At 53.2% G+C, this 8,536-nt stretch carries 8 protein-coding genes and 1 tRNA gene; 1 reads left to right on the top strand and 8 read right to left on the bottom strand.

Annotated features, from left to right (window positions below; all coding sequences use genetic code 11):
- Positions 1 to 77 precede the first annotated feature (77 nt).
- A tRNA-Glu gene (locus QZQ29_RS07885) sits at positions 78 to 153 on the top strand.
- Positions 154 to 263: 110 nt separating this feature from the next.
- On the opposite strand, the gene QZQ29_RS07880 is transcribed toward QZQ29_RS07885, so the two are convergent.
- The 8 genes from QZQ29_RS07880 to sdaAB all read right to left on the bottom strand — a co-directional run.
- Positions 264 to 599 carry a branched-chain amino acid transporter permease gene (locus QZQ29_RS07880; protein ID WP_296962086.1) on the bottom strand — a complete coding sequence of 112 codons (336 nt, stop codon included), beginning with the start codon at positions 597 to 599 and terminating at the stop codon, positions 264 to 266.
- Positions 596 to 1,309, bottom strand: a complete 714-nt coding sequence (locus QZQ29_RS07875; protein WP_296962085.1) for an AzlC family ABC transporter permease — start codon at positions 1,307 to 1,309, stop codon at positions 596 to 598. The genes QZQ29_RS07880 and QZQ29_RS07875 overlap by 4 nt, the downstream gene beginning before the upstream one ends.
- 519 nt (positions 1,310 to 1,828) lie before the next feature.
- Positions 1,829 to 2,614, bottom strand: coding sequence for a gamma-glutamyl-gamma-aminobutyrate hydrolase family protein (locus QZQ29_RS07870; protein WP_296962084.1), 786 nt, complete (start codon positions 2,612 to 2,614; stop codon positions 1,829 to 1,831).
- 244 nt (positions 2,615 to 2,858) lie between these two features.
- A complete protein-coding gene (locus QZQ29_RS07865; protein ID WP_296962082.1) occupies positions 2,859 to 4,055 on the bottom strand; it encodes an MFS transporter in 1,197 nt (398 codons plus the stop codon).
- A 346-nt stretch (positions 4,056 to 4,401) separates the two neighbouring features.
- Positions 4,402 to 5,475: a glycosyltransferase family 9 protein gene (locus tag QZQ29_RS07860; protein ID WP_296962080.1), complete on the bottom strand. Its 1,074-nt coding sequence runs from the start codon at positions 5,473 to 5,475 to the stop codon at positions 4,402 to 4,404.
- Positions 5,476 to 5,478: 3 nt separating this feature from the next.
- Entirely contained in the window at positions 5,479 to 6,933 is a 1,455-nt protein-coding gene (rfaE2, locus tag QZQ29_RS07855) for a D-glycero-beta-D-manno-heptose 1-phosphate adenylyltransferase (RefSeq protein ID WP_296962078.1), read from the bottom strand.
- An 11-nt stretch (positions 6,934 to 6,944) separates the two neighbouring features.
- The gene (gene sdaAA, locus QZQ29_RS07850; protein WP_296962075.1) at positions 6,945 to 7,826 is read right to left on the bottom strand and encodes an L-serine ammonia-lyase, iron-sulfur-dependent, subunit alpha; all 882 of its coding nucleotides are present in this window, start codon (positions 7,824 to 7,826) and stop codon (positions 6,945 to 6,947) included.
- Between the two features lie 10 nt (positions 7,827 to 7,836).
- The coding region (sdaAB, locus tag QZQ29_RS07845) for an L-serine ammonia-lyase, iron-sulfur-dependent subunit beta (RefSeq protein WP_366663871.1) at positions 7,837 to 8,536 on the bottom strand (700 nt) is incomplete at its 5' end.

Below are 8,536 nucleotides of genomic sequence, written 5' to 3'. Positions count from 1 at the left end.
CTAAGGGGCGAATCTTTTCTTCTTCCAAAAGGAGCCCTTGCATTTATGAGACCGTTCATGTATAATATGTCATACATGGCCGGTTAGTCAAACGGTTAAGACGCTGCGTTCTCAGCGCAGAGAGTATGGGTTCGAATCCCATACCGGTCACCATAGCAAAAGGAGCACCTTGGGTGCTCCTTTTTTTGCATACCATTTACCAGAAACAAGAAACTATCAAATAAGTTATGTCTGTATAAATGACTCTTCCGTTCCGTTCCTCTTCAGAAAACATACTGCACCAGAAACATGTAAAACACCGTGCCCCCTGCCATGGAAAGAAGCATCTGACGCTTCCACAGATGAAGGATGGTGGTGAGTCCCATGCCCAGGGCCTCCGGAATACCGTGGCTGCCGGTAAGGATGGACACATCCTTCAGACAGTACACCACCAGCAGAGCAAAGACCGCGGAGGGCAGCGCCTTTCCCAGGTATTTCACATAGGACGGAAGACGGCTTCCCGGCTTGAAAATGAGGAAAGACAGGAAACGGGTGATCATGGTGCCTAAAGCGCAGAGAGCAATAGTGGCAATCTGCTGCCACAAAGGCATGGAAGTCATAAAAATCCCCCCGCTTTCTCAATGGGCTTCCTGAAAACAGTAAGCACCAGAAGCATACCCGCCATGGCAGGAATGATAAAAGAATCCTCCCCGAAGAAACAGAGGGAAGCCGCCGAAACGAAAAGCCCGATGAGGGCGGTGTAATGCTTTCCTTCCTTCATCCACTGCTCCAGAAAAACCACAAGGAACATGGTGGTCATGACGAAGGAAAGCCCCTTCGTATCAAAAGAAACAAGGGAGCCCAGAAGGCCGCCGATAAAAGCTCCGGAAACCCAGTAAAAATAATCAAGGAAGGACACCCAGAAATAATACCAGCCCCGGTCCACATCGTAGGGAATGGTGGAAGAATAGTTCAGCGCAAAAGTTTCATCACACATCCAGAAAATAAGAAAAGGCTTCTTCCAGCCGGTGCCCCTGTACCTTTCCAGCATGGCCAGACCGTAAAACAAATGGCGCGCCTGCACCGTAAGAGCCACCACCAGCGCCTGCCAGGGTGCAAAGGGAGAAAGCAGCATGGACACCGTCACAAACTCCAGGGAACCGCCAAAGATAAACATGGCCATCAGGGTAGGATACAAGAAGGAAAAGCCCAGGGTATACATATAAAAGCCATAGGCAAAGGCAATAAACCAGAAGCCCGCAAATATGGGAATGGTCGTAGGAAACGCCTCATGCAGCGCTTTCCAGGCCGGTGATGACTGGGAACGCATAAATCCACCTCACATACAATAAAAGGTACCTGTTCCATGGGCAGGTACCTTTTATTGTATGGAAAAGGAAATGGGAATGCAAGGGACCCCTTTGGCGGCCGGTGGCAAAGGGAAAGGGTTCAAAAGGTTCAGAGGGTTCAAAGGGTGGTAGTGGCGGCTTACGCCGCAAAATAAAAGGGGGCGCGCCTGACGGCGCAGGTTGTGTAGAAGGGTTATGTTCGCTTCGTTCAAGGGGCGACAGCGGCTTTGCCGCTGAGGGTTGTGGTATCGCCCTGCGGGCGATGAGCATGAAGTCAGCGTTACGTACTTACCTTCCCGCTGGACACCGTCATCCTGAGCGCAAGCGAAGGATCTCGGTAAGAATCGTAAGTAACAAAAATGTCAGTAAATACCGGTCGGCGGGAAGGAGCCCATCACGGTTATCCCCTTTTGACGCCTCCGGCAGCTCTTAAAAATGGCGCCCTTTTATCAAAGGCGCCATTTTTATTTACCATTTATCATTTACAATTCTCATTTTCCCTACCCCAGACGGAAGGTATCCTTTGTGGTGTAGTCCGGCGGCAGGAAGGGGGATATGTGGCCTGCGGACGCGCTGGCTGCGGCTTCGGTGAAGGCTTCGAAGATAGCCATGTCCAGCCCGTCGTAGGTATAGGAGTATTCCGGATGCCACTGTACGGCCCAGAGGAATTTCTTTTCCGGTGCGTAAGCTGCTTCCACCAGACCGTCTTCCGATACAGCCATGGGCTTCAGAGGCTCCGCCAGTTCCTTCACTGCCTGATGGTGAAGGGAGTTGACACCAAGGAAGGATACGCCCAGCCTGTCGTAGAGAGGACTGCCGGAGAGGATGCTGTTGAAATGGGCCACCCAGTCGTAGGCAAAGTCCATGACATGGTTCGGTGCGTGGAGGGTGGGACATTCAGCAGTAATGTCCTGGTACAGGGTGCCTCCCAGGAGGGCATTCATCAGTTCCAGACCCCGGCAGATGCCAAGGGCTGGCACATCGTGGTCCCAGCAGTAACGGAACACCATGGTTTCCAGTTCATCCCGGGCGCTGCATACAGGCCCGCACACCGGTCTTGTTTCTTCACCGTAGAGGGAAGGCGAAATATCCTGGCCGCCGGTGAAGAGGAAACCATCAAAGTCCCCTGCGATTTCCCCAAATTCCTCTTCCGTCAGATGGAGAGGAAGAATGACGGGGATACCGCCGGCTTCTTTAACGGAATCCATATATCCCGGCAGCATCCAGATGCTTTCCTTTTCTTCGTCCCACAGTGGCATAACCCCGATCTTTGGCTTTCGCATCATCAACACCTCCTGTAATGGCAGGAACTTTCCTGCCTGATGTATGAGAAATCAATGAAATCCCTGATAAACAAAAAGATGCTGCCCCTTGGCAGCATCTTCGCTGAAAGCAAAAAGGCACTGATTTTTATCAGCGCCTTTGCCTTTTTGAAATTCTATGACTATAGTATAGCGGAAAACTTATTAAAAGGCAAGGAGACGGCGTTAGAAAAATTTTATAACTATTTCAAGAAAATAAGTATACACTCTACTCATCCGCCGGCCGGGCAAAGAGAACGAGCAGTGCGATTTCCAGGACCCCTACCAGGAGAAGTCCGAAGGATGTGCCTACCCATTCGATAATGGCGCTTACCAGGAGGGAGCCGAAGGGGGCACTTCCGAGAAATACGAAGGTATAGAGCCCCATGATGCGGCCCAGGAATTCACGGGGCGAAGCCATCTGGATGACTGTGTTGCAATTCACAATAAAAGCAATGACGAAGAAACCCAGAAGACCGAAAAGGATGAGGGCCGGGATAAACCAGGAAACGTAGCTCACTGCCATGAGGAGGAGGCCGCAGAGAATGGCCGCCCGGAATATCATGCGGTTGGACAGATGCCTGCTGGTGGCGCCGGACAGAAGGCCGCTCACCATGGAACCGGCGCCGGCAGCAAAAAGAATGGAGCCAAAGCCATCAATGCCCTGATGGAGCACCCGGTCTGCAAAAAGGGGGCCATAGGTCCCCATATTCAGGATCAGCCCGCTCACAATGCCGGCGGCAATGAGGTTCTTGTAAATGACGGGATTATTCTTTGCATGTTCCAGCCCTTCCTTGATTTCAAGGAGCGGATGCCGTTTTTCGGTCTTCGTGATGACCGAATTCACATTCATGCGGCTGTAGGCAAAAATAATAGGAACCAGGGACAGGGCATTCATGAAAAAAATGGTGCTGTAGGAAAGATATTTCAAAAGGAAAGCCGCCAGAAGAGGACCCACCATACGGGTGATGTTGAAATTGGCGGAGTTCAGGCTGATGGCGCTGTGCAGCGCTTTCTTCCCCACCAGCTCCGGCATAAAGGCCATGCGGGCGGGCATATCAAAACTGTCGATGGTACCAATGAAAAAGGCAAAGAAAAGAATCCAGCCGTAGGTTTCATGGCCCGTATACAGAAGAAGGCCCAGAAGGGATGCCTGAATCAGATAGAAAAACTGGGTTCCCATAAGGATTTTCCGTTTATTGTGCTTGTCAATCCAGAGTCCCGTAAAAAGGGTGAAAAAAAGACTGGGCGCAAACTGGCACGCCGCCAAGAGGCCCAGCAGGAATGCGGAGTCCGTCATGGTGTACACCAGCCACTGCTGGGCGGTGAGCTGGAGCCAGAAACCGATAAGTGCAATCCACTGGGTGGTCCAGAATATACGATAATCTTTGACCTGCAGCGCAGGAAATACAGAAAGAAGATGCATAGAGTCTCCATGTTATTGATAGAAATATTTTTATATTTGCATACAGATTATACCACACAAAAAATGCTTTCTCCACAGGGAGAAAGCATTCATATCCGAAAAACGGGTTCAAAGGGTTCAGAAGGTTCAAAGGGTTCAGAGGGTGTGGTATCGCCTTCGGCGATAAGTATGAAGTCAGCGTTACGGGATTAGCTTCCATGTCTCCATTGCTGCATGATGAAGTGCCGAAGCCCCCCTGAGAGTGAGCGAACGCAGTCTTCAGCCCGTGCGGCAGCGCCAGGCTGCCCCCATCCACGCCGAAAGGCGTGGCCCCTTGGGGAATACCGCCCAGCGCCGAACTATCCCACTATTTCATTTTCGACGCCTTTTCCAGTGCCTCTTCTCCGGCAGCTATGACTTCTTCCGTTGAAATTTCCGAAATGGGGGTGTAGTTTCCGGAGGCTATGGTTTTATTCACATGTTCCGGTCCCATGGGCATATCGAAGGAGGAGATGGCTCTGGAGCAGGGACCCAGGGGATGGTGGAATTTGGCGTTGCTTGGGCCGAACATGGCGATGGTAGGTACGCCTCGGCTGTCGAATACGTACATGGGGCCGCTGTCATTGGTGAAGGCCAAAGCGCACCGTCCGGCGGCCGCCATGAATTCGCCCATGGAGAGTTTTCCTGCAGCCAGGATATACCGCTTCGATTTCATGGCCCCCAACGCTTTTTCAATGAGTGGGATTTCTGACGGCACGCCGAAGAAAACGGGAATCAGGCCCTTTTCAGCAAAATGGTCCGCCACCTGTCCGTATTTTTCTGCAGGCCAGTTCTTTTCTGCCGTGGAGCTTCCTACGGAAAGGCCCACCAGCCTGTCTTTCGGTGAAACACCCTGGGATTTATAAAATGCATCTGCCTTCTTTTCCCATTCCGGAGAAGTAAAAGTACGCATGCCGCTGTGACGAAGGTCTTTTACCCCCAGCCGTTCCAGCACTTTCAGGTACTTGTCCACGGCGTGGGAATTGTAGGTTTCAATGGTCATGGGCCAGTCCATGAAGAAGGAGTCAAGCCGGGTGCCCTCTTCCCCGCCCCAGTGCTTCGGCCCCATGGCAAGGGCCAGAAGGGTGCTTCTGGTGGTGCCGTGGAGGGTGAGGAGGATGTCGGGATGAAGTTTTCCGATTTTCTTCCCCAGTTTCCAGGTAGCGGCCATGCCCTTTTCTTTTCCGTGACGGTCAAAGGGAATGATTTCATCTACGTTGGGATTATATTTCACGGACTCCTGGAAACGGGCGTCCATGACAAGAAGGATTTTTGACCCCTTCGCTTCCCGCCGGAGCACTTCCAGAAAGGGGGAAATGGAAACCATGTCACCGAAGTAGAGCATGTAGATGAGGACGATGGTTTTATTTTTGAAATCCACGTGGTAATTTTTTTCTTCCATGGCTTATTCCCTGCGAATCTTATGAATGAGACCGGTGGTGGAGTATCCGTCCACGAAGGGAAGGATTTTCACAACGCCAGCATACTGCCTGCCTGCCACTTCTTCCACCTGGTAGTCGCCGCCTTTGACCAGGATGTCCGGCTTCAGATGACGCAGCAGTTCTTCCGGCGTATCTTCGCCAAAGATGACCACTTCGTCCACGCTCCGAAGGGAGGCCAGCATGAAGCTCCTGTCTTCTTCGCTGTTCACCGGACGCTCCGGTCCTTTCAGTTTTTTGACAGATTCGTCACTGTTAAGGCCTACAATGAGGTGGTCCCCCAGGGACGCTGCCTGCTGCAGGTAGGTCACATGGCCCCGGTGAAGGATGTCAAAGCAGCCGTTGGTGAAAACCACCTTTTCTCCCCTTTCCTTCCAGAGGCGCACTTTGTCCTCCGCCTCTTTCCAGGTCAGGGGGCGGTAGGAAAGGCGCACTTCCCCTTTCCTGTTCCATGCTTCCATGAGTTCTGCCCTTTTCACCTGGTAGGTGCCTACTTTGGAAACCGCAATGCCTGCGGCCTTATTGGCCAGTTCCAGAATGGTATCCATAGGAAGGCCGGCGGCCACGGCGGAGGCGGTGACAGCCATCACCGTGTCGCCGGCGCCGGATACGTCGAATACGTCCTGGGCGGCAGAAGCCCGGTGGATGGCGCCCTTTTCGCTGATACAGGTAATCCCCTTTTCAGAGCGGGTGACAAAAAGATGGGTCAAATGATACCTTTCCCGTACTTCCTTCCCCGCCTTTTCCACTGCTTCGTCTTCATTGGGGATTTCCCTTCCCAGGCAGTCGGACAGCTCCTTCAGGTTCGGCGTAATGCCAAAGGCACCGTCATACTTGGTCCAGTCGGAACCCTTGGGGTCCACCAGCACCGGCACCTTGTATTTTTGGGAAAGGGAAATGACGCTCTTTGAAAGTTCATTGGTAATCATGCCTTTGCCGTAGTCGGAAAGGACGATGCTCCGAAGCCCCTCCCTCAGGAGATTTTCCAGCCAGTCCAGCACGAAGCGGCATTCCTCAGGGGATGGATTCTTTTTCTCTTCGTAGTCAAGGCGCATCATCTGCTGCCGGGCCCCCAGAATCCGTATCTTGGCGGTGGTGTGGTAATGCTCGGCACAGATGATGCCGGACATGTCGATGCCCGCCTGTTCCATGAGGGAAGAAAGTACTGCCCCGTCGCTGTCATTGCCCTTCATGCCGCAGGCATAAACCTGGCAGGAAAGGGCCGCCAGGTTGGCGGCGGTGTTGGCCGCACCGCCGGGCACTTCCCGCTGGGATTCCACCAGGTTTACCGGCACCGGTGCTTCCGGGGAAATCCTATTCACCCGGCCTGTAATATAGCGGTCAGTCATCATATCGCCGATAACTGCCACCTTCATATGGGTTATTTCTTTTTCTAAAAAACGTACTCCGTCCTGCTGCATAGGTACTCCTGCTATCTCACCATAGCCGATTTCTTCAGGATTTCATCATTGATCCTGCGGCCTGTCTTTGTGACAGCCAGGCCGGCGCGGCTAGTTTCTTTTAATTCTACGGGGAGGCGGCGTCCCACGTCTCCCATGGCCTCGATAACCTCATCGGGAGGGATGACACTTTCGATGCCGTTCATGGCCATTTCCACCGCCAGAAGGGCATGGACTGCGTGGAAGGCATTCCGCTTCACGCAGGGCACCTCCACCAGTCCCCCTACGGGGTCGCACACCAGGCCCAGGATATTTTTCAGGGCCAGGGCAAAGGCATTGCCTATCTGTTTGGTGGAGCCTTTAAGAAGGTCCACTGCTGCGGCAGCGGCCATGCCGCAGGCTGCGCCGCATTCCGCCTGGCAGCCTCCTACGGCGCCGGCGATGGATGCCTTTTCTGCAATAACCCGGCCAATGGCGCCTGCCGTAAAGAGAGCGCAGGTCATGTCATACATGGAAGCATTCGTTTCCTCTGCCACCGCTGAAAGCACGGCGGGAAGAATGCCGCAGGAGCCAGCCGTAGGGCAGGCCACGATGCGGTACATTTTCGCATTGGCCTCTGCCGTGGCAATGGCATAGGAAGCGGCCCGCTGGCATACGGGAGAAAGGAAGCGCATATGGCCGGTGAAAAGGCGGTTGGCATCGCCGCCCACCAGTCCGCTGGCCGATTTGGCGGTGTCGGAAAGCCCTTTCTGGATGGATTCCCGGAAAATGGGAATGGTATATTTCATGCGGGCCCAGATTTCCTCATAGCTTTTCCCGCTTTCCTCCGCTTCCACGCGGCAGGCAATAATGCCGGGAGAGCATTTTTCCACGTCTGCCACGGCAAACAGTTCTTTCATTGAATGGTATTCCATAAAGCCCTCCTCAAATAATATCCAAAGCCATGACGTAGGTAATATTTTCGTTGCAATTCTTCACCTTTTCCGCCACTGCAGGCGGTACGGGCTGGTCGGTGTGGATAATCATCACCGCTTCCCGTCCCTTGCCCTTGCGGAAGAGGCGCATGGTGGAAATATTAATCTGCTCCTTAGCCAGTTCTTCACAGACTTTGGCCACCACGCCGGGCTTATCGTTATGACGGGTAAGGAGGGTGTATTCTTCCCCGGTAATTTCCACGTCGTAGCCGTCAATGCTGGTGATCATGATGCGCCCGCCGCCAAGGGATCGTCCTACTACCACCACATGGGCGCCATGGATGCCGTAGGCTTCAATCCTGGCCACATTGGGATGACCCATATCTTCTTCCGAAAGATAGAAGGAAATATCGATTCCCTTCTCCTTTGCTATGTTCAGGGCATCGCGGATGGTGCCGCTGTCCGGGGCATAGCCCATGAGACCGGCCGCAAGGGCCCGGTCGGTGCCATGGCCTTTGCCTGTTTTGGCAAAGGAACCGTAAAGCGTAATCCTGGCTTCCTTCACCGGCTCCCCAAGAATGGCCCTGGCGGTCTGGCCGATTCTGGCCGCCCCGGCGGTGTGGGAGCTGGAAGGCCCTACCATCACCGGTCCAATGATATCAAAGATTCCCATTGTATCCCACCTTTCAAAATCATCGAAACTTTTATAA

The organism is uncultured Dialister sp., assembly GCF_900538805.1.
In the GTDB taxonomy this organism is placed as follows: Bacteria; Bacillota; Negativicutes; order Veillonellales; family Dialisteraceae; genus Dialister.
This window is presented reverse-complemented; position numbering and strand designations above follow the sequence as displayed.